General features: G+C 52.2%; 21 protein-coding genes. 14 read left to right on the forward strand and 7 right to left on the reverse strand.

What is annotated here, in order from left to right; all coding sequences use genetic code 11:
* Positions 1–2 precede the first annotated feature (2 nt).
* The 3 genes from OH144_RS09620 to OH144_RS09630 all read left to right on the forward strand — a co-directional run bounded on the left by OH144_RS09620 (position 3) and on the right by OH144_RS09630 (position 3,039).
* A complete protein-coding gene (locus OH144_RS09620) occupies positions 3–1,430 on the forward strand; it encodes an aldehyde dehydrogenase (protein WP_266206088.1) in 1,428 nt (475 codons plus the stop codon).
* Positions 1,431–1,528: 98 nt separating this feature from the next.
* Positions 1,529–1,903, forward strand: a complete 375-nt coding sequence (locus tag OH144_RS09625; RefSeq protein ID WP_266206089.1) for a hypothetical protein — start codon at positions 1,529–1,531, stop codon at positions 1,901–1,903.
* 80 nt (positions 1,904–1,983) lie between these two features.
* Positions 1,984–3,039: a CNNM domain-containing protein gene (locus tag OH144_RS09630; RefSeq protein WP_266206090.1), complete on the forward strand. Its 1,056-nt coding sequence runs from the start codon at positions 1,984–1,986 to the stop codon at positions 3,037–3,039.
* Positions 3,040–3,167: 128 nt separating this feature from the next.
* On the opposite strand, the gene OH144_RS09635 is transcribed toward OH144_RS09630, so the two are convergent.
* Entirely contained in the window at positions 3,168–3,605 is a 438-nt protein-coding gene (locus OH144_RS09635) for a nucleoside deaminase (protein WP_266206091.1), read from the reverse strand.
* A gap of 172 nt (positions 3,606–3,777) precedes the next feature.
* On the opposite strand from OH144_RS09635, the gene OH144_RS09640 reads away from it, so the two are divergent.
* From OH144_RS09640 to OH144_RS09680, 9 genes are all read left to right on the forward strand, one after another.
* On the forward strand, positions 3,778–5,259 hold the full coding sequence (locus OH144_RS09640) for an SDR family oxidoreductase (protein ID WP_266206092.1): 1,482 nt from the start codon (positions 3,778–3,780) through the stop codon (positions 5,257–5,259).
* 176 nt (positions 5,260–5,435) lie between these two features.
* Positions 5,436–6,383, forward strand: a complete 948-nt coding sequence (locus OH144_RS09645) for a phosphoribosylaminoimidazolesuccinocarboxamide synthase (RefSeq protein ID WP_266206093.1) — start codon at positions 5,436–5,438, stop codon at positions 6,381–6,383.
* A gap of 54 nt (positions 6,384–6,437) precedes the next feature.
* The gene (locus OH144_RS09650; RefSeq protein WP_140619406.1) at positions 6,438–6,815 is read left to right on the forward strand and encodes an STAS domain-containing protein; all 378 of its coding nucleotides are present in this window, start codon (positions 6,438–6,440) and stop codon (positions 6,813–6,815) included.
* Between the two features lie 14 nt (positions 6,816–6,829).
* Positions 6,830–7,753: a ribonuclease Z gene (locus OH144_RS09655; RefSeq protein WP_266206094.1), complete on the forward strand. Its 924-nt coding sequence runs from the start codon at positions 6,830–6,832 to the stop codon at positions 7,751–7,753.
* Between the two features lie 164 nt (positions 7,754–7,917).
* The gene (locus OH144_RS09660; RefSeq protein ID WP_266206095.1) at positions 7,918–8,715 is read left to right on the forward strand and encodes a queuosine precursor transporter; all 798 of its coding nucleotides are present in this window, start codon (positions 7,918–7,920) and stop codon (positions 8,713–8,715) included.
* Between the two features lie 254 nt (positions 8,716–8,969).
* Complete coding sequence (locus tag OH144_RS09665) at positions 8,970–9,881, forward strand: EamA family transporter (RefSeq protein WP_266206096.1); 912 nt, start codon at positions 8,970–8,972, stop codon at positions 9,879–9,881.
* A gap of 332 nt (positions 9,882–10,213) precedes the next feature.
* Entirely contained in the window at positions 10,214–10,774 is a 561-nt protein-coding gene (locus OH144_RS09670) for a copper resistance protein NlpE N-terminal domain-containing protein (protein ID WP_266206097.1), read from the forward strand.
* Between the two features lie 89 nt (positions 10,775–10,863).
* The gene (gene trpS / locus OH144_RS09675; protein WP_266206098.1) at positions 10,864–11,838 is read left to right on the forward strand and encodes a tryptophan--tRNA ligase; all 975 of its coding nucleotides are present in this window, start codon (positions 10,864–10,866) and stop codon (positions 11,836–11,838) included.
* Positions 11,839–12,181: 343 nt separating this feature from the next.
* Positions 12,182–13,345: an acyltransferase family protein gene (locus OH144_RS09680; protein WP_266206099.1), complete on the forward strand. Its 1,164-nt coding sequence runs from the start codon at positions 12,182–12,184 to the stop codon at positions 13,343–13,345.
* A 76-nt stretch (positions 13,346–13,421) separates the two neighbouring features.
* Here OH144_RS09680 and OH144_RS09685 read toward each other — a convergent pair whose 3' ends face one another.
* Both OH144_RS09685 and OH144_RS09690 read right to left on the reverse strand, forming a co-directional pair.
* The gene (locus OH144_RS09685; protein ID WP_266206100.1) at positions 13,422–14,018 is read right to left on the reverse strand and encodes a hypothetical protein; all 597 of its coding nucleotides are present in this window, start codon (positions 14,016–14,018) and stop codon (positions 13,422–13,424) included.
* 246 nt (positions 14,019–14,264) lie between these two features.
* Positions 14,265–14,642: a methylglyoxal synthase gene (locus OH144_RS09690; protein WP_266206101.1), complete on the reverse strand. Its 378-nt coding sequence runs from the start codon at positions 14,640–14,642 to the stop codon at positions 14,265–14,267.
* 441 nt (positions 14,643–15,083) lie between these two features.
* Between OH144_RS09690 and OH144_RS09695 the strand changes: the two genes are divergently transcribed.
* Positions 15,084–15,302 (forward strand): cold-shock protein, encoded by a 219-nt coding sequence (locus OH144_RS09695; RefSeq protein ID WP_266206102.1) that lies wholly within the window; start codon positions 15,084–15,086, stop codon positions 15,300–15,302.
* 65 nt (positions 15,303–15,367) lie between these two features.
* Here OH144_RS09695 and OH144_RS09700 read toward each other — a convergent pair whose 3' ends face one another.
* From OH144_RS09700 to OH144_RS09715, 4 genes are all read right to left on the reverse strand, one after another.
* Positions 15,368–16,069, reverse strand: a complete 702-nt coding sequence (locus OH144_RS09700) for an SGNH/GDSL hydrolase family protein (protein ID WP_266206103.1) — start codon at positions 16,067–16,069, stop codon at positions 15,368–15,370.
* Positions 16,070–16,155: 86 nt separating this feature from the next.
* Positions 16,156–16,767 carry a hypothetical protein gene (locus OH144_RS09705; protein WP_266206104.1) on the reverse strand — a complete coding sequence of 204 codons (612 nt, stop codon included), beginning with the start codon at positions 16,765–16,767 and terminating at the stop codon, positions 16,156–16,158.
* Between the two features lie 44 nt (positions 16,768–16,811).
* Positions 16,812–17,264: a hypothetical protein gene (locus tag OH144_RS09710; protein ID WP_266206105.1), complete on the reverse strand. Its 453-nt coding sequence runs from the start codon at positions 17,262–17,264 to the stop codon at positions 16,812–16,814.
* 235 nt (positions 17,265–17,499) lie between these two features.
* Positions 17,500–17,898, reverse strand: a complete 399-nt coding sequence (locus OH144_RS09715; protein WP_266052317.1) for a hypothetical protein — start codon at positions 17,896–17,898, stop codon at positions 17,500–17,502.
* Positions 17,899–18,044: 146 nt separating this feature from the next.
* On the opposite strand from OH144_RS09715, the gene hppD reads away from it, so the two are divergent.
* Positions 18,045–19,169: a 4-hydroxyphenylpyruvate dioxygenase gene (gene hppD, locus OH144_RS09720; protein WP_266206106.1), complete on the forward strand. Its 1,125-nt coding sequence runs from the start codon at positions 18,045–18,047 to the stop codon at positions 19,167–19,169.
* The last annotated feature ends 188 nt before the right edge of the window (positions 19,170–19,357 follow it).

Genomic DNA, 19,357 nt, shown 5'->3' on the forward strand with positions numbered 1-19,357 from the left:
CTATGCCTCGCATCAATACCATACGCATGACCCCAACCATAGTAGAGACAGACCTGCAGCGCATACAATCGGTGTTAAAGAAACAGCGTGAGTTCTTCTCGACAGGCCATACCTTAGAACTGGCTTTCCGGAAAGAGCGGCTGCAGGAATTGCAGCGGGCCATCGGGCAGCATGAGCAGGAACTGATGGATGCCATGTACACCGATTTTCACAAGCCGGAGATGGAGGCTTACAGCACCGAGGTCGGGTTTGTGGAACTGGAACTGAAACTGGTGCTGAAAAACCTGCGCAAATGGTCGGAGCCGAAGCGGGTGAAGGAGTCGCTCATCAATTTCCCGTCGCGCAGCTACGTTCATTCCGACCCCTATGGCGTAGCACTGATCATCGGCCCCTGGAACTACCCGTTTCAACTGCTGCTAAATCCACTGATCGGGGCCATGGCCGCCGGCAACTGCGCCATCGTGAAGCCGTCTGAGCTTACGCCCACCACCTCGGCAGTGGTAGCAAAAATGATCCGCCAGCACTTCGATGATTCCTACATTGCCACCGTGGAGGGAGGCGTACAAACAACGCAGCACCTGCTGCAGCAGCGCTTCGACTACATCTTTTTCACGGGTAGCACCCAGGTGGGCAAAATTGTGATGAAGGCTGCGGCCGAGCACCTAACGCCGGTAACACTGGAGCTGGGCGGAAAGAGCCCCGCCATTGTGGCCGAAGACGCCGACCTGGGCCTGGCGGCGCGGCGCATCGCCTGGGGAAAATTTCTGAATGCCGGGCAGACCTGCATCGCCCCGGATTACCTGCTGGTGCAGGAAAGTGTAAAAGAGGAGCTCCTGCAGCTCATCAGCCAGTACATCAGCGACTTTTACAGCGAAGACCCCAGGCAAAGCCCCGACTTTGCCCGCATTGTGAACGACAGGCATTTTAACCGGCTCAGCAGTTTTCTGCGGGATGGCATGGTTCGCACCGGGGGCATAACCGATGCTGCCAGCCGCTACATCGCCCCTACCCTACTGGACAAGGTGACGTGGCAGCACCCCATTATGCAGGAGGAGATTTTCGGGCCGATACTGCCGGTGCTCACCTTTCAGCAGCTGGACGAGGCCATCAACCAGGTGCGGGGGCGCGAGAAACCCCTGGCCTTGTACTTCTTCTCGAACGATGACCGGAAGAAAGCACAGGTCCTCAAGTATACCTCCTTTGGAGGAGGCTGCATCAACGATACAGTCTCACACATCATTAACCCGCACCTGCCCTTTGGCGGCGTGGGCCAGAGCGGCATGGGCAGCTACCACGGCCAGAGCAGCTTCGAGTTGTTTTCGCAGCAGAAGAGCGTACTGCACCGCGGCACCTGGCTGGACCTGCCGCTGCGCTACCCGCCTTACGGCAACCGCCTGCCCATGCTGCGCAAGCTCTTTAAATGGCTCTGATCCCGGGCCGCCATGCTTAACCTACCGGTAGTATACTTCGTTTCAGGAACATGCGCGGACATGCTTTGCGCCGATACACGTTTACAAAGTATAAGACCATGGAAAACCTGATTCAATACCTGGACGACTCGCTGGTGCCGCTGGAGCAGAAAGTGATCGCATACCTGAACCTGGAGAAAGACATCCGCAAGGCGGAGGTGGATATGCTGACCAAGAAGCACGGGCCCGTTGAGGAGGCGGCAGAGAACACAGCCACCACCTTACAGGAAGTGCCTGAGGTGTCGCAGGAGCAGTTGCAGGAGATGGTGCAGCAACTGGACACGCTGCGCGAGGAGATTATACAGCTGCTGCCCGAGAAGAACAAGTTTATTGAGGTAAACCTGGGCTACGGTCCCAGCATGGTAGGCTACTTCACAGCCGACCACGAGACGCACGTGCCACTGCCGGAGCCCATCCTGCGGGTGGTGCATTAAGCAGGGCAAAGCGTAGTATGGTTTCACTGCCGTTTTAAAACGCTATATTTATACCCGAAACAACCAACACAGACCACTAAATGGGTTTACTCCTCTTATACCTTACCATTGCCCTCGTCTTTTCCTTTCTCTGCTCACTGCTGGAGGCTTCGCTGCTCAGCATCACCCCCTCCCACGTAAATGTGATCAGCAAGGAAAATCCCGCGCTGGGCAAGGACCTGCAGCACTTCAAAGACAACATCGACAGGCCGCTGGCTGCCATCCTCACCCTCAACACCTTCGCCCACACCATCGGGGCGGCTGGCGTGGGCGCGCAGGCGCAGATTATCTGGGGAGAAGAAGTTCTGACCCTGGTCTCCATAATCCTGACGATCATTATCCTCATCCTCACGGAGATCATCCCGAAGACACTCGGAGCTAACTACTGGCGCCAGCTTACCCCCTTTACCGCGCGCACGCTCAAGATCATGATCTACTCCCCACTCTACCCCATCATCCTCTTCTCTCAATTTATTACCAGAAGGATGAAACAGGATAAGAGCAAAAGCGTACTCAGCCGCGCCGACTTTACGGCCATGGCTGAGATCGGCACCAAAGAAGGCGTGCTGCGCCAGGATGAGTCGCGGGTGATCAACAACGTACTGCGCTTCAGTGTAGTGCAGGCCAGCCACATCATGACGCCGCGCACCGTGATAAAGGCGGCCCCGGAGGAGCAGTACATCCGCGAGTTTTACGACAACTCCGTGAATATGCGTTTCTCCAGGATACCCGTTTTTGACGACTCCATTGACAACATCACAGGCTATGTGCTCAAGGATCAGGTGCTCGAGCGCATCATAGAAGGAAAGGGTGGCCTGTCGCTCGCTGAGATAAAGCGCCCGATCCAGGTGGTGCATGGTGGCGCGCCGGTGCCGGAGCTATTTGCCCGCTTGGTGGAAAAGAAAGAACACATCGCTCTGGTGGTGGACGAGTACGGCGGCACGGCGGGGCTGGTCACGATGGAGGACATCATTGAAACGCTGCTCGGCCTGGAGATTACGGATGAGTTCGACGCCGTGGAGGACCTGCAGAAATGGGCCCGCGAGAAGTGGGAGAAGCGCGCCAAGCGATTCGACAACCAGGCTGACAATGACTAAAGCAGCCCCTCTTTAGCTAACACTTACCCCAACCAGGGCAGTTGCAAGGCGGCCTCCGGACAACATTTTGCCTGGAGGCCGCTTTAACCCCGCTGACGGGCACCAGGTCTCGGCCAGTTTGTTGGGCATCAAACGCCGATATCCTCGTTCCAAAGATCAGGCTTCTCAGCGATAAATTGCTCCATTAGCTGCACGCATTCCGGGTTATCGGCCACCTCCACTCCCACGCCCCTGGAGCGCAGCAGTTCTTCTTCGCCCCTAAAAGTGCGGTTTTCGCCGATCACCACCTTCGGGATGCCATAGAGCAAGATGGTGCCCGAGCACATGGGGCAAGGCGACAGGGTGGTGTAGAGCACGCACTCGCGGTAAACGGCGGCTGGCTGACGCCCGGCGTTTTCCAGCGCGTCCATCTCGCCGTGCAGCACCACGCTTCCCTCCTGCACCCGCTTGTTATGGCCGCGGCCGATGATCCTGCCCTTGTGCACCAGCACCGATCCGATCGGGATGCCGCCTTCCGCGTAGCCTTTCTTTGCCTCTTCCAAGGCTGCCTGTAAATACTGATCCATAGTATATCAATTTATACTTTATTGTTTCGGTTTATACTTTGAGGTTTATACTGGTGGCGTTGCCCTCATTCCCTTGCAAAGTATCATCCGATCTTACGAAAGAATCCGGCAACTAATCAAGTTCCTGCCTGTTCTGAAAGTATAAATACTTTTGCACCTTTCCATCTAGACTATGAAAATTCTGCTGACAGGGGCTAACGGATATATTGGCAGGCGGCTATTGCCTTTGCTGGTGGAGCAGCGGCACGAGGTGATCTGTATGGTGCGCGACCCGCGCCGCTTTGATCTGCCTGAGACACTGAAGGAACAAGTGCAGGTGGTAAAAGGGGACCTGCTGCAGCCGGAAGGGCTCACGCAACTACCCCAGGATATCGAGGCGGCGTATTACCTGGTGCACTCCATGGGCTCCGGCGGCATTGATTTCTCTTCTGCCGAACGTATGGCCGCGGAGAATTTCGCTGCTTACCTCAACACCACTGCAGCCAGGCAGATCATCTACCTCAGCGGCATTTCCAATGATCAACAATTGTCTAAACACCTGGCCTCACGCCGGCACGTAGAAGATGTCCTCAGCACGGCCCGCGCTGAGGTAACCGTACTCCGGGCGGCCATCATCATTGGCTCCGGCAGCGCCTCCTTCGAGATCATCCGTGACCTGGTGGAAAAGCTGCCGGTGATGGTGACGCCGAAATGGCTGAAATCCCGCTGCCAGCCCATCGCCATTCGCGACGTGCTTTTCTACCTGACTGCGGTGCTGGGGCGGGAAGACTGCTACGGCAAACGCTTTGAGATCGGAGGCCCCAATGTACTCACCTGCAAAGAGATGCTCCTGAAACTGGCTGGAGTTCGCCGCCTGAGACGCTACATCATCACCTTGCCCATCCTTACGCCGCGCCTCTCCTCCTACTGGCTATACTTTGTGACCAGCACCAACTATACCTTAGCCCGCAGCCTGGTGGATAGTCTTCGCAATGATGCCGTGGTGCAGGACCAGCATATACAGGAGCTGATCCCGCACCGCTGTTTGCCATACGAGCATGCCGTGCGCCTGGCCTACACCAAAATAGAGCAGAACTCGGTGGTTTCCAGCTGGAAGGATGCCCTTGTGAGCGGCACCATGCGCCTCAATTACATGGATTTCATTCAGATACCCGAGCATGGCGTGCTGACGGATAAACAGCGCCTGAAGTTTGACCGTGCCCCTGAAGAGGTGCTGGCCAACATCTGGAGCATCGGCGGGGAGCGCGGCTGGTATAAAACCGATTTCCTGTGGCGCATGCGCGGGCTGCTGGATAAAATGGTGGGGGGCGTGGGGCTGAGGCGCGGCCGCCGTAGTCCGCATGAGGTAAAAGCCGGCGACACGATAGACTTCTGGCGCGTACTGCTGGCCGATACAAAGAACGGGCGCTTGCTGCTCTACGCCGAGATGAAACTGCCCGGCGAGGCCTGGCTGCAGTTCAGGGTTTGCCAGGAGGCGGACGGGTATTACCTCGAGCAGCTGGCTGCCTTCCGCCCCGACGGCTTGCTGGGCCGCCTCTACTGGTACGCCGTGCTGCCGTTCCACTTCATTATCTTCGGGGGGATGGCCCATAACATCGTGCGCTATGGTATGGCAGAAAGTAAACCAGGCCACCTAAGGCATAATTCCATGTAATATTCAAACTATAGCCTCTATAATATAAAACCAAAAGCAATTCCCTTAGTATACTTCAATATCTTTTACAGGCTATATTTTTAGGCCTACACCCTAGTTGTTTATCATCTTTTAGAATTATTTCCTGCCCTGTAAAATATACTTAACTTTGCTTGCCTATAACGACACTAAATTTAATGGAGGCCATTAAAGAAACCAACTTCTCCTTTGCCGGCCAAACCGGCTTTTACAGGGGCAAAGTACGCGATGTTTATTATTTTGAGGACAAGATAGCCGTGGTTGCCACAGACCGCATCTCTGCGTTTGACGTGGTGCTGCCACGCGCCATACCCTTCAAGGGACAGGTGCTGAACCAGATCGCTAGCCTGAACCTGAAGGCCACCTCCGATGTTGTTCCGAACTGGGTGCTCAGCACGCCAGACCCCAACGTGACCATCGGGCACCGGTGTGAACCTTTTAAGGTGGAGATGGTGATACGCGGTTACCTGGCGGGCCATGCCTGGCGCGAGTACAAAGCGGGCCGGCGCACGGTTTGCGGCGTTCACTTACCGGAGGGCCTGCGTGAGAACGACAAGCTGCCCGAGCCTATCATCACCCCGACCACCAAGGCCGACGAAGGCCATGACGAGGACATCTCGCGGGAGGAGATTCTGGCAAAAGGCATTGTGTCGGAGCAAGATTATCTTACCTTGGAACGTTATACCCGAACCTTGTTCGCGCGCGGAACCGAGCTGGCAAAGGAACGCGGCCTTATACTGGTGGATACCAAGTATGAATTTGGCAAGTACAACGGCCAGGTGTACCTGATCGATGAGATACACACGCCGGACTCTTCGCGCTACTTCTACAGTGAAGGCTATGAGGAGCGCCAGCAGAAGGGCGAGCCGCAGCGCCAACTCTCGAAAGAGTTCGTCCGCCAGTGGCTTATCGAGAACGGTTTCCAGGGCAAGGAGGGGCAGCGCGTGCCAGAAATGACCGATGAGGTCGTGAAAAATATCTCGGAGCGCTATATAGAGCTGTACGAGGTGTTTACAGGCGAAAAATTCCTAAAAGAAGATGACCGTTCAGTGCGCGATCGCATTGAGAAACACATTAATGACAATATTTTTACTACCAAAAATTAAGTTTCTTAAAGTAGATTTTGGTACATTCGCATTTAAATCCTTTACTGGTTGACTATGAAGTACACGATAGATAAGAAAGAAAACTATACGATTATCACGATTGATGAGAAGAAGTTGGATACTTCAATCGCACCAGACCTGAAGTCTGAGTTCGTGAAATTGAATGCCGAAGGGATCAACAACCTGATTCTTGACCTGAACGAAGTAAAATATACAGACTCCTCCGGGCTTAGCTCTATCCTGATCGCGAACCGTCTTTGCAACTCCTCCAGCGGCCTCCTGATCCTGACAGGTCTGCAGGACCATGTGATGAAGCTGATCTCGATCTCCAAGCTGGAGTCGGTGCTGAACATTCTGCCAACCGTGGAAGAGGCCATCGACCGTGTTTTTCTGCACGAGATTGAGCAGGATCTGACCAACAAGGAAGACTAAGAAGCAACGCCGTAGTGGATTTCGAACTCAGGATTCTTGGTAGTTCGTCGGCCACACCCTCGGCAAACAGACACCATACCGCCCAGGTTCTCACCCTTGGCAATCAGCACCACCTGATTGATTGCGGCGAAGGTACGCAGATGCAGCTGATGCTTTACAAGATAAAGCATCAGCGCATCTGCAATATCTACATCAGCCACCTGCACGGCGACCATTATTTCGGGCTGGCAGGGCTCCTTTCCACCATGCACCTGCAGGGCCGCCAAACGCCACTGCACCTCTTTGGCCCACCCGGCCTCTCCGAAATCCTTAGCCTGCAGTTCAGGTATTCGGGGACCAACCTCAACTTTAAGCTTGTTTTCCACGAGCTCGACACCACTAGCTACAGGAAGATTTTCGAGGATAAAAGTATAACGGTGCATACCATCCCCATGGAGCACCGGGTGCCCTGCTGCGGCTTTATCTTCCGGGAGAAACCCAAGCCGCGCCCGCTCATCAAAGAGAAGCTCCCTGACTTTCTGAGGCCTCCGCAGCTCGTGCGCCTGAAGTGGGGTGAGGACGTAAAGGACGAGGCCGGAAACATACTGGTGCGAAACGAGGAGGTGACGCTGGAGCCAAAGCGCAGCCGCAGCTACGCCTACTGCTCCGACAGCCGCTACAAGCCCTCGCTGCTCCCCTACCTGCACCACGTAGACCTGCTTTACCACGAGGCCACTTTTGCCGACGACCTGCGCGAGCGCGCGGAGTATACGTTCCACAGCACCGCCCGGCAGGCCGCGGAGTTGGCCGCCGCCGCACAGGTGCGCCACCTGCTCATCGGCCACTTCTCGGTGCGCTACAAAGACCTGACGCCGCTGCTGCTCGAGGCCCAAGAGGTATTCCCCGCCACTGACCTGGCCACGGAAGGAAGTGTATTTGCCGTAAAAGACCAGGACTGATACCTTCGGACTGAGAGGGTTATAGTTTATACTTCGCTCCCGCACCTTACCCACTGCCTCTTAAGGCTGGAAGTATGGCATAGGATCACTAACTTTATACTTTGTCTGGCGGCACCGCCTTACATCCTGAAATCAAAGTCATCCTAAATATCCCCGGCCCTACAATGGAGAAAAACGCCACAGCCCTACAGCAGCGCAAGCGCACCAACCTCTTCCTGGTGCTCAGCGGCATTTTTATCGCCAATGCTTTGCTGGCCGAGCTGATCGGTGTAAAGATTTTCTCGGGAGAGGCAGTTTTGGGGCTGCCCGGCGCACAGATACCGGTTGGCGGCGAGAAACTCGACTTTAACCTGACGGCCGGCGTGATCATCTGGCCCATTGTATTCGTTACCACCGACATCATCAACGAGTATTTCGGAAAATCCGGGGTGAAGAAGGTAAGTGTACTGACGGTTATACTTATACTTTATGCCTTTGTGGTGATCTCTGCCGTTACCGGCTTACCGCCCGCCCAGTTCTGGCTTGACGTGAACAGCACCGACGCCAGCGGCAACCCTTTCGATATAAATTACGCCTACAACAGCGTGTACCGCCAGGGCCTGGGCATTATACTTGGTTCGGTGGCCGCTTTCCTGCTCTCGCAGTTCCTTGATGCCACGGTATTCCACTGGCTGCGCCGCTTCACCGGCAGCAAAAAAATATGGCTCCGCGCCACCGGCTCCACCCTCGTCTCGCAGGTCATCGATTCGCTGGTGGTGCTCTTCATTGCTTTCTTTGTATTCGGTAACTGGAGCATGAAGCAGGTGCTGTCGGTGGCCCTGATCAATTACCTCTACAAGTTCAGCGTAGCCATACTCCTCACCCCGCTCCTGTACCTGGCCCACTACCTCATCGACGGATATCTGGGCGAGCGGCAGGCGGCACAGCAGATAGAAGAGGCCGCCATGAGAAGCGAGGGCTAACCCTTAAAAATATCAGCCTCAAGCCCACCTTATTAAAGTTTAAACAGCTTTCCGCTTGCATTTATACTTGCTGGCGCTGTACCTTTGTAGTCTTGCAAAATAGAAAATGCCTGCACATTTAGCACATACTCAGATTTTCATCACAGGCTACGAGCTGCACGACCTGTAACAGCTCTTTTTATCTCTTTTGGGGCTGTATCGGCCCCTCCTTTACTTTTTTTATTTGATTGATTTTTTAGACTGGAGGGACTATTATGTTCAGAGGAGTCGCCTTGGTATTTTTGGGCGCATGTAGTTTTGGCATACTTTCTACTTTTGTAAAGCTGGCCTATAAGGAAGGCTTTAACCTGGGTGAAGTAACGGGCACGCAGGTTTTTTTTGGGTTGATTATTCTTTGGACTATCGTGTTGTTGCGTACGCTGCTTGGCAGCAAAAGCAACAACACGTCGTTCAGGGATAAGCTTAAACTGGTAGCCATGGGCACCAGCACCGGCCTTGTCAGCATCTTCTATTACAAGTGCGTACAGGAGGTTCCGGCCTCTATCGCTATCCTGCTGCTGATGCAGTTTACTTGGATGAGCCTGCTACTGGAATCGATTATAAAGCGCAGGCTGCCCAGCCGGTTTCAGCTAAGCATGGCAGTGCTTATACTGGTGGGCACTGCCCTGGCAGGCCGCCTTTTCTCTGGCAGCATCCCGGACTTTGAAATAACAGGTATCGTGTACGGTTTGCTGGCCGCGCTCTGTTATACGTTCTTTTTGATGATAAACGGGGCGGCCGGTAATGCGCTGCACCCTACAACAAAGAGCGCACTGCTGCTTACAGGAGCCTGCATACTTGTCTTAAGCATATTCCCGCCAGTTTTCCTGGTAAACGGGGCCTTGTTTAACGGGTTAATGAAATGGGGCCTCGTGCTGGCGCTGTTCGGCACAGTTATTCCGCCGCTCTTCTACGCCTACGGCATTCCGAAAACCGGCCTCGGCCTTAGCGCCATACTCAGCGCCGCGGAGTTACCGGTAGCCGTGCTGATGTCGAGCCTGGTGCTGCAGGAGGAGGTGTGGGCGGTGCAATGGCTGGGCGTGGCGCTGATCCTGCTGGCCATTATACTTTCCAATATCAGTTCTGTAAGGCAAAGAAAGCGGCAGCGCGAGTTATCTACCGCCTAAAATTTTGGTTGATGGTTAATGACAGAATGGTCAGGTGTTGCCTTGTGCAGTTGCCTGGCCATTTCTGTTTCAGGGCAACACAACTGTATTTCCTGCCGAAAGGATTCAAAAGTACCTATCGCATGGTTCTCCTTCAACCCCATCGCGCTGCGTCGCGTATCTCACTTCATGGTACGTGGCACCCGCTCCCGCGCTGCATTTCAATGGCTTTAAAGCACAATAATCCAGCTTGCGGAGCAGTTAAATCAGAAATAGCTTAGCAGACCAGCTGCCTATGACGGTACTGGTATGTTTTCTGATAGCATCACCCGGAACCACAAATAGCCAACACCATGAGAACAATCACCGCATTTTTTATCCTATTCGCGCTCACCTTTGGGCTGCAGCAGGCGGCGCAGGCGCAGTCCGGCAAGAGCTACGAGGAGTGGCTGAAGGAAAGCCGCAGCAGCAGTAAAAAAGCCACACCCAAAAAGACGCCGGCAAAAAGTAAAAGCAAAGCCACGGCTGCCAAAGCGAACACAAAAGATACTGCTCCTGCCATGGCGCCCCCAAGCGGCACTTTCCGGGGTATACTTGCCTGCCCCGACTGCAAAGGCGTTCGCACCGAGCTGATCCTGACCGGTGACCCGAAGGACGCTAACCGTTCGTTCACGATGCGGCAAATGTATGTGGGCAAGCCGGACGACAAAAGCGTGGTGACCGGCAGCGGCAAGTGGATACTGGCTAAGGGAAACAAACAGAATCCGGACGCCGTGATACTGCAGCTCATCCCGACAACAGGCGACCTGGACCTGATGTATTTCCTGCAGGTGAGCGAAACGGAAGTAAGGCTGCTCAACAACCGGCAGGAGGAGATCGGCAACTCTGAGAACTACTCCCTCCGCAAACTTTAAGCAGCCGGAGTCGAAATGTCGTGGGCGGGCTAGGCAAGTTTTGCGCATTTTCGCGTAATTTGCACATCAAACAAAGAACACCCTAACCTATGGCACGTTATCTTACAGGCATCCAGAGCACGGGCCGCCCGCACCTGGGCAACCTGCTGGGCGCTATCATTCCGGCTATCAAGTTCTCCGAAACATCCGGCCAGGAGGCGATGTACTTTATCGCAGACTTGCACTCGCTCACTACCATCCGCGATGCTGAAACCCTGCGTCACAATACCTACTCGGTGGCAGCGGCCTGGCTTGCTTTCGGTTTTGATACGGACAAGCATATCTTCTACCGCCAGTCGGATGTGCCGATGGTGACGGAGCTAAGCTGGTACCTGAGCTGCTTTACGCCGTTCCCGATGCTGGCCAACGCCCACTCGTTTAAAGATAAATCCTCGCGTCGTGGCCTTGCCGACGTAAACGCCGGCTTGTTTACCTACCCGGTGCTGATGGCGGCTGATATCCTGATGTATGACGCCAACTTTGTGCCGGTGGGCAAGGACCAGGTACAGCACCTGGAGATCGCCCGCGACATTGCTAGCTCGTTTAACCACATTTACGGTGAGACGTTTGTGCTTCCGGAGGCAAAGACCGATGAAACTGTGATGACCGTACCAGGCATTAACGGCGAGAAGATGAGCAAGTCGTACGGCAACATCATTGATATTTTTGAGGCTGACAAGCCGCTTCGCAAGACGATCATGAGCATCGTAACCGACAGCACCGCGCTGGAGGAGCCCAAGAACCCGGATGAGGATACTACCTTTAAGCTCTACAGCCTGCTGGCATCGCCGGAGGAAGTGGAGGCGATGCGCCAGAACTACCTGGCTGGTGGCTACGGCTACGGCCATGCCAAGCAGGCGCTCTACGAGCTCATCATCCGGAAGTATGCCAAAGAGCGCGAGGTGTTTAGCTACTACATGAGCAACCTGCCCGAGCTCGACAAGAAGCTGAAGGAAGGCGCGGAGAAGGCCAAGGCCATTGCCACACCCGTACTGCAGCGCGTGCGCCAGAAACTGGGGTACTAGGCGCGCCAGGGCAGTTAAGCTCCAAAGAAGATAAGTAAAAGGAATCCTGTTATTCTGTAAAGCATCTTGGGCACAGGGTAGGTAAGCTGTTGCCAATGGCCTAAAAAGATCCTTTCAGGATGACAAGAAGGATAGAATAGCCCATTCATACTTGCCGAAAGGACCCTTTGAAGTGGGTTGTTGAATGCTAATCGTTTGAAAAGAAAGCGGCAGCTGCGCGAAACCGGCTGCCGCTTTTTTGTGTGTCTCCACGCAGACTTGCCTGCAGCTCTTTAACATATCACATAATATCTATATCTTAAGGCAATAATTTATACTTTACCTGAACCCTGACCTTTATAGTATGGCAAACGCAGTTGCAGCATCAGAACCCTTAACCCTGAAAAAGTCGGCCCGATACCTCTCGCTGGATGTGCTGCGGGGGCTCACCGTGGCGCTGATGGTGATCGTGAACACCCCGGGTAGTTGGAGCACCATTTATCCGCCACTGCGCCACGCTCCCTGGCATGGCTTCACCGTAACCGACCTGGTTTTCCCGGCATTCCTGTTTGCCGTGGGCAACGCCATGAGCTTTAGTATGCGCAAGTTCGAGCTGCAACCCGACAGCGTTTTCCTGGCGAAAGTGTTTAAGCGCACGGCCATTATTTTCCTGATCGGCCTGGTGCTGCGTGCCTTCCCGTTTGTGGCGCATGCCGAGGGCGGGGGCCTGGAGATGATCGACTGGACCGGCATCCGTGTGATGGGGGTGCTGCAGCGCATTGCGCTTGCCTATCTTATTGGCTCACTGGTGGTGCACTACCTCAAAATAAAGGGTGCCATCATCTTCAGTGCGGTGGTGCTGCTGGGTTACTGGGCCGTTTTATACTTCTTCGGCGACCAGCCGGACCCGTACTCCCTAGAAGGGAACGCGGCCCTGAAATTCGATCTGCTGTTCTTCTCCCCGGAAGTGCTCTACAAAGGCTACGGCATTCCGTTCGATCCGGAAGGCCTGCTGAGTACGCTGCCCGCCGCTGTAAACGTGATTGCAGGCTACCTGGTAGGCATGGCTATCCAACGGTATGGAAACAACCTGAGTACTGTGTTTAAGCTAAGTATAGCCGGGGCTGCCGTAATTGCTGTTGCCCTGCTGTGGGACCTGGTTTTCCCGATCAACAAAGCGCTCTGGACCAGCTCTTATACTTTACACACTGTGGGTTTGGTGATGCTGGTGCTAGCCATGCTTATGCTTCTGATCGAGGTGCTGAACTATAAAAAATGGGCCTACTTCTTTGAGGTGTTCGGCAAGAACCCGCTGTTCATCTACGCCATGTCTATCCTGATCATTAAAACTCTGAGCTTTATAAAAGTGGATGAACAGACACGCCTGAGCCGCTGGATTTACCAGAACTGGTTCCTGAGTTGGGGCGAGGGAGAGTTTGCCTCTTTGATGTTTGCCCTGGCTTACATGCTGGTGCACTGGCTGATGGGCTACCTGATGGACCGCAACCGCATCTACGTAAAAGTATAAAAGGCATTCCGGTAAAGCACGAGGGCCTGCCACATTGGAAGTGGCAGGCCCTCGTGCTTTATACTACGAAGCAGGACTATTCCGTATCGTAATAGCGGCTGTATCTCTCGTTGTACTCATTGTTGTCCAGGACATCATCATCGTTCTCATCCCACAGACCAAAGATTCCGTCTGTATACTCACGCTCGTTAATCATTTTGTTGCGGTCAGCATCCCAATCGGTGTAGTAATTGGTATTGGCCATACCGGTTCTGAACTCTTTCTCGTCTAGGCTGTTGTCTTTGTTCACATCCCAATCATTCCAGTTCTGGTTCTCAATACCATAGTCTGCTGTAGCGGTGGTCCACTCATTCTCGTCGAGGCTGTTATCATCGTTCACGTCCCAGGTGTCGTAGAAGCCGCCATAAAATTCATTCTCATCCAGGTTGTTGTCATCGTTGGCATCCCACTCTCCGTAGCGATTGTTAGAGGCAAAGGTGGTGTTAAACCTGTTGGTGTCCCAATTATCCATTACACCGGCATCTGCCTCGGTTTGTTCCTCAGCAACCATCTCGTTGTCTGTAGTGGCGACAGTCTCTTGCCCTTCACCGCCACAGGCTACTAGGCCAGTCAGCAGGGCGAAGCAAACACTGTTGGTAATATACGTCAATAATTTTCTCTTTGTAGTTTTCATAGTTCTGGTTTTTTAGTTCAATTATGTAGCTATTAATAACTTACGGGTCTGGTTGTTAAGGAGGTTTAATTTTAACTACAAGAGAAGTAAATACACCCCTAGATGAAGTATAAACTAGCCTCTACATAGTAGATAACCAAAACAGTGCAATTCCTGGTACGTAGCAAGGCAACTGCCCCAAAATAAAAAAGCACTTACCGCTGCCAAGGCAGCCATAAGTGCAACACCTTTAACAAGAAGAGCTGCTTATACTTCTTCTGGCGTTTCCAGGATAACCAGGTCGGCCGTCGCGCGGTTCAGGGCGATCGGAATGTTGTTGATAACGGCGGTACGGATCAGCGTCTGGATGTCGTGCTCGTGGCCGTGGGGGGTTTCGGCGTCGATGAAGAAAATAACCTTATCCACCTCGTGCTGCAGCATTTTAGCCGCCAGCAGTATGTCGCCGCCGCTGGGGCCGTGTCCGAAGGGCTTCACATCGAGCTCCAGCATGTCGTTTAGCAGTTTGGAGGTGTTGCTGGTGCCGATCAACTCGTGCTTTACAAGTTCCTCGCGGTGTACCTTGGCCCAATTGAGCAGCTCAGTTTTCTTCTGGTTATGGGCGATTAGCGCAATGGTAGTTTTCATAAGCAATATTTTGTCTCTGGCCCCCTCTATGGAAGCCTGCCTAAAGATACTGTTTTTTTGGAAACAGCAGGTGTTAAGGTTTCATCTCTCCTGCACCAGCCTGTGGCGTACTCTCCTATCCTGCGCCAGATACTTGGAATAACGTCTGGGTTTCTCCCAGAATTTTACTATCTTTGTCTTCTTGTTACATCCTGATTTCGCCTCTGATCTTCGCTTGTAGCCGCTCCTATTGGTACAATTTCTCCCGCGGCACCGTCAGATACTACTCGTCAGGGTCCATACGTTGGCAGCTCCCTCAGCATTGGTGTTTAAGCGAAGGAACATGTTAGTGCTACAGCATCAGCATGGTGTTTTTTGCCGGGCAGTTGCCGCCTTTGTACCGCCTCCGCCAGCCATACTTTAACATAGGCCGGGGCGCATTTCTCACTTAAAATTTTTACTATGGCCAGATCACAGAACACTTTCCTGAAGAAGCAACGTGAAAAACAACGCAAGCAGAAGAAGGAGGAAAAGCTGCAGCGCAAGCAGGAACGCCAGGAAAACTCCTCCGGCGGAAGCCTGGACGCCATGATTGCCTATGTGGATGAGTTCGGCAACATTACCGATACGCCCCCGGAAGAAAGGGAGGAAACCAAATCCAAAGAAGAAGACATAGCTTAAAGCGCAGCAAAGGCAGGTAAGAATCCGTTTCTAACCTGCCTTTTTTAGTAACATTATACTTTGGATTACTTCTTAGCTTTCCGGGCCAGCGCTTTGGCGATAGCGGCCTCGGCCAGCGGGGCCATTACTTTATACCCGGCTTCATTCGGGTGCACGCCATCATAAGTATACTCCTGCTTCAGCCCCTGCTGCGCATCTGCCATGGCCGAGAAGTAGTCCAAATACACCAGGTTTTTCTCCGCAGCGTAGCCTTTGATCATCTCGTTCAGGGCAACCACTTTTGGAGCCGGCTCCTGCCCCGGGTTCCATTTAAAATCCAGCGCGGGCAGCACAGAGCTCAGCACCACTTTAATATTATTGGCCTTTGCCAGTTCCGTCATCGAGACAATGTTGTCCATGATCATTTCAAGGGTGGAAGGGCCGGTGTTACCCGCGATGTCGTTGATGCCCGCTAAGATTACCACCACCTCCGGCTTCAGGTCGATCACGTCTTGCCGGAAACGCACCAACATTTGCGGTGTAGTTTGTCCGCCAATGCCGCGGTTAAGGTAAGGTTTCCCTTCGAAGAATGCCGGATGGTGGTTGCTCCAGCCCTCGGTAATGGAGTTACCCATAAACACCACGCGCTTCTCACCTGGGGCTGGTACTTTCAGCTTTGCATTCTCGGCTTTATACTTGTTTAACTGCGCCCAGTCCTGGGCAAAAGCAAAATTTGAGGATAGCATGGTGATGAGGAGAAGGGTGATGGTAAGTTTGATGTTTCTCATGTTGGTGGATAGGTTAAGGGTTTGGTACGTGAGGTGAGTAAGGTATTAGCAGAAGTTTGACTCATGTGCCGGGCTAGCTGTTGTTTTTATTCCTTATAGATTGCGAGTCTTATTTGTCTATATCCATTTTGGCTGTTCCCAAACATAAATAAGTAGGCATTTAACCCGTCATTATTCAGCCATTTTATACCGTCTCTATAGCTCGATTGTCCACTGTTTGAATTGATTTCAATTTGTGTTGGTTCACCTAACCTTTTGGTTAGCTCCTTCCGCAAGTACTCGAACTTTTTCTGAAATGCGGTATACATTTTATCCAGTTCCTTTTTAGACTTCTCTTCTAATAGATTCTGATTGCTATTAGTCTGTTGATTCCATTCATAAAGTATGATTTTCACCGAACTATCTTGAGGAGCATAAAAATACTCCACCTCCAAATCGAAAACTTGTTTCTCTGTTCTTGTAAAGGTTACTGGGGTAGCTAACTCAAAGCCCTTTTTGTTAGGGTAAATGCTTTCTCCAATTTTAATAAAATGGTTAGGTGTTACATCTATTGAGCCTTTGCCTTTTTCATACTCGATTGCCTCTGGTACCGTTAAACCTTCTAACTCATTAAATCTGTCAGACTTAAAAATCATTCTACTCGGGTTACAAGAAACAAGTAGGCTGGCAAGGATTACAAAAGGTATATTTTTTATCATCTGCATGAACAACGTGCTGGGCTAAATAGTGGCGCAGCTACTATTTAGGTGTTGTTGTGGGTTGTTGTACTTATTTTTAAATCTGCTAAGAAACCTATTAGTATTAAAGAAAGACTTGCCAGTGGCCCAGAATAAAGGCACGCCAAAAGAGTTTGCCCGTCCCCATTACACGCTAAGTCAGTTCCAATAATTAGGATAAGAGCGGCTGTATTAACTAAAGTATAAATAGCAAGATTAAATACTCTAAAACTATCTTTGACTACATTTTTGCCTTTGGCTAATTTCTGCTCAAGCCTACCAAAGTAGTATAAGGTTGAAAGTAAAATTAAGGCTACAGAGATAGATAGAATCAATCTATAGCTTGTCTCACAGTTGAATACTTTGCCGGTCAAGAACTCCGCTACCAAGACGCCAGGAAATAATGTCCAAGCAGGAAATATGGGTATCAAAGACCACAAGGCATTAGTAAATCCTAACTTGGTAAATCTAAAGCTCATTTTAATTAACTATGAATACCCCACAACTACGGTATAAGCGTAAACCTACGCTTATCCGCACTATATCAATAGGGCTAATAACTTAGTACACCGCTGATGACATTCACTTATTACAATATATTCAAAATATCTATAAATCAACCAAAAAAGCCGCACCCACCTCGGCTCGAAGCCTTGGCAAGTGCGGCAAGTATATATCAGCAGCCAGGCAGGCTACTAAAGTATAAATTCCGGTCTATTCGGCGGTCCAGAGTACGCGCTCCTGGTCTGCGAGCACCAGCAGTACACGAGGCGGGTTGGCTACCAGCACCAGGCGCATCTCCACACCCGGGAAAGAGTCAGACTCCACCCAAACACCTTCGTTATCGTCGCCTTCCTCCAGCTCTTTGCCGTCCAACGAGCTGGCCAGGTATGCGGTTGGCAACAGGATATCGGCATCAGACTTTATCTTGCCGTGCACATCCTCCAGCACATCTTCCAGCTCATCGCCGTATTCTTCGTTAAAATCGTCTTCCAGGTCGTGCAGCTCTTCTTCTATGTCATCATAGCGCGCATCGTTGTAGTCAAGCGCTCGTAACTCTTGCTTCTTCTCCAGGATGGCCACGATGGACTCGTTCAGGGCTTTTGCGTTCATAATCGTCTTATTTTTTACAAAGTTGAAAACATGCCTCAGCAATTGCAAGAAATAGGTTTGATAATTTACCCTGGGCTGCCATCGTTTTGATAGTTGCGCAAAAGATGTATTTTTACGTAACCCATTATAAACTAATCAAACAAACTATGAATACACAGCCCGCAACCTCAGAAGCAGTCACCAAAGATATCCTGCCCTTAAACGGCACCGACCACATTGAGTTTTATGTAGGCAACGCCAAGCAGGCCGCCCACTTTTACCAAACCGCTTTCGGCTTTAAGCTCGTAGCCTACGCCGGCCCCGAAACCGGCGTGCGCGACCGAGCCTCCTATGTAGTGCAGCAGGAAAAGATCCGCCTGGTACTTACCACAGCCATATATCCCGATTCGGAGATTGCCCGGCACGTGCACCAGCACGGCGACGGCGTAAAAGTGCTGGCCCTGTGGGTGGATGATGCCGAAGAAGCATTTAGAGGAACGGTGGCACGTGGCGCAAAACCAGCCATGGAGCCCAAAACAATAACCGACGAGTTTGGTGAAGTGAAGATGGCTTCTATCCATACCTACGGCGACACCATTCATACTTTTGTGGAGCGCAAAAACTATGATGGCGTGTTTATGCCGGGTTACGTGGAGCGTACTTCCGAACTGATGGTGGAGCCTGTTGGCCTGAAGTACGTAGACCACTGCGTAGGCAACGTGGAGCTGGGCCGCATGAACGAGTGGGTGAAGTTTTACGAAGATGTGATGGGCTTCAGACTACTCCTCACGTTTGATGATAATGATATCAGCACCGAGTATACCGCCCTGATGTCTAAAGTGGTTTCGAACGGTAACGGCTATATCAAATTCCCGATCAACGAGCCGGCCGAAGGCAAGAAGAAGTCGCAGATAGACGAGTACCTGGAGTTTTACCGCGGGGCGGGCGTGCAGCACATTGCCGTGGCCACCCACGACATCCTGCACACCGTGTCTGAATTGCGCCGCCGTGGCGTGGAGTTCCTGCGTGTGCCGGAAACCTATTACGAAGACCTGATCGGGCGCATCGGCCACATCGACGAGGACATGGAAGACCTGAAGAAACTCAACATCCTGGTGGACCGCGACGACGAGGGTTACCTGCTGCAGATCTTCACCAAGCCGGTGCAAGATCGCCCTACCGTGTTTTATGAGATCATCCAGCGCAAAGGGGCCAAGTCTTTCGGCAAGGGCAACTTCAAGGCCTTGTTCGAGGCCATCGAGCGCGAACAGGCGCTCAGGGGCAACCTTTAGCAGAAATTTAAAGTATAGCCGCGTGTAATTGTGGCCAAAATACCTTTATTTTGATATAACTATACTTCACACCAGTTCTAGGGCTGTGCTTCGGGTACGGCGAGGGCTGGTGTGATTTTTTGTCTTAGAATGATACTTGCTATACTTTGCCTGCCGCAAGTACAGCAAGTATAAACCTTACCCTTCTC

This window comes from Pontibacter kalidii (assembly GCF_026278245.1).
Taxonomy (GTDB): domain Bacteria; phylum Bacteroidota; class Bacteroidia; order Cytophagales; family Hymenobacteraceae; genus Pontibacter; species Pontibacter kalidii.

Bases quoted from the DNA above. Each gene is read 5' to 3' on its own strand.
- OH144_RS09620 (WP_266206088.1), top strand. From the start codon at position 3: ATGCCTCGCATCAATACCATACGCATGACCCCAACCATAGTAGAGACA.
- OH144_RS09625 (WP_266206089.1), top strand. From the start codon at position 1,529: ATGGAAAACCTGATTCAATACCTGGACGACTCGCTGGTGCCGCTGGAG.
- OH144_RS09630 (WP_266206090.1), top strand. From the start codon at position 1,984: ATGGGTTTACTCCTCTTATACCTTACCATTGCCCTCGTCTTTTCCTTT.
- OH144_RS09635 (WP_266206091.1), bottom strand. From the start codon at position 3,605: ATGGATCAGTATTTACAGGCAGCCTTGGAAGAGGCAAAGAAAGGCTAC.
- OH144_RS09640 (WP_266206092.1), top strand. From the start codon at position 3,778: ATGAAAATTCTGCTGACAGGGGCTAACGGATATATTGGCAGGCGGCTA.
- OH144_RS09645 (WP_266206093.1), top strand. From the start codon at position 5,436: ATGGAGGCCATTAAAGAAACCAACTTCTCCTTTGCCGGCCAAACCGGC.
- OH144_RS09650 (WP_140619406.1), top strand. From the start codon at position 6,438: ATGAAGTACACGATAGATAAGAAAGAAAACTATACGATTATCACGATT.
- OH144_RS09660 (WP_266206095.1), top strand. From the start codon at position 7,918: ATGGAGAAAAACGCCACAGCCCTACAGCAGCGCAAGCGCACCAACCTC.
- OH144_RS09665 (WP_266206096.1), top strand. From the start codon at position 8,970: ATGTTCAGAGGAGTCGCCTTGGTATTTTTGGGCGCATGTAGTTTTGGC.
- OH144_RS09670 (WP_266206097.1), top strand. From the start codon at position 10,214: ATGAGAACAATCACCGCATTTTTTATCCTATTCGCGCTCACCTTTGGG.
- trpS (WP_266206098.1), top strand. From the start codon at position 10,864: ATGGCACGTTATCTTACAGGCATCCAGAGCACGGGCCGCCCGCACCTG.
- OH144_RS09680 (WP_266206099.1), top strand. From the start codon at position 12,182: ATGGCAAACGCAGTTGCAGCATCAGAACCCTTAACCCTGAAAAAGTCG.
- OH144_RS09685 (WP_266206100.1), bottom strand. From the start codon at position 14,018: ATGAAAACTACAAAGAGAAAATTATTGACGTATATTACCAACAGTGTT.
- OH144_RS09690 (WP_266206101.1), bottom strand. From the start codon at position 14,642: ATGAAAACTACCATTGCGCTAATCGCCCATAACCAGAAGAAAACTGAG.
- OH144_RS09695 (WP_266206102.1), top strand. From the start codon at position 15,084: ATGGCCAGATCACAGAACACTTTCCTGAAGAAGCAACGTGAAAAACAA.
- OH144_RS09700 (WP_266206103.1), bottom strand. From the start codon at position 16,069: ATGAGAAACATCAAACTTACCATCACCCTTCTCCTCATCACCATGCTA.
- OH144_RS09705 (WP_266206104.1), bottom strand. From the start codon at position 16,767: ATGATAAAAAATATACCTTTTGTAATCCTTGCCAGCCTACTTGTTTCT.
- OH144_RS09710 (WP_266206105.1), bottom strand. From the start codon at position 17,264: ATGAGCTTTAGATTTACCAAGTTAGGATTTACTAATGCCTTGTGGTCT.
- OH144_RS09715 (WP_266052317.1), bottom strand. From the start codon at position 17,898: ATGAACGCAAAAGCCCTGAACGAGTCCATCGTGGCCATCCTGGAGAAG.
- hppD (WP_266206106.1), top strand. From the start codon at position 18,045: ATGAATACACAGCCCGCAACCTCAGAAGCAGTCACCAAAGATATCCTG.